At 72.8% G+C, this 618-nt stretch carries 1 protein-coding gene; it reads left to right on the plus strand.

The window, feature by feature from the left end; all coding sequences use genetic code 11:
* A partial coding sequence (gene ftsY / locus B1H55_RS12050) for a signal recognition particle-docking protein FtsY (RefSeq protein WP_143222445.1) occupies positions 1-616 on the plus strand: 616 nt, incomplete at its 5' end.
* Positions 617-618 lie beyond the last annotated feature (2 nt).

Genomic DNA, 618 nt, shown 5'->3' on the forward strand with positions numbered 1-618 from the left:
CACCGAGCCCGCCGCCGCGATCCTCATGGTCGGCGTCAACGGCACCGGGAAGACCACCACCTGCGGCAAGCTCGCCCGTGTCCTCGTCGCCCAGGACAAGACCGTCGTCATGGGCGCCGCCGACACCTTCCGGGCCGCCGCCGCCGAGCAGCTGTCCACGTGGGGCCAGCGCGTGGGCGTCGACGTCGTCCGCTCCGAGCGCGAGGGCGCCGACCCCGCCTCCGTCGCCTTCGACGCCGTGCGCGAGGCCGCCGACCAGGGCGCCGACGTCGTCCTCATCGACACCGCCGGGCGCCTTCAGAACAAGGCGGGCCTCATGGACGAGCTCGGCAAGATCAAGCGCGTCATGGGCAAGATCGCCCCGGTCGGCGAGATCCTCCTCGTCCTGGACGCCACCACCGGCCAGAACGGCATGCGACAGGCCCAGGTGTTCTCCGAGGCCGTGGGCGTGACCGGCATCGTGCTCACCAAGCTCGACGGCACCGCCAAGGGCGGCATCGTCGTCACCGTCCAGCGCGAGCTCGGCGTGCCCGTCAAGCTCGTCGGCCTGGGCGAGGGCGCCGACGACCTGGCCCCCTTCGACCCCGAGGGCTTCGTCGACGCCCTCCTCGCCTGAGG

Source organism: Actinomyces denticolens, assembly GCF_002072185.1.
Taxonomy (GTDB): Bacteria; Actinomycetota; Actinomycetes; order Actinomycetales; family Actinomycetaceae; genus Actinomyces; species Actinomyces denticolens.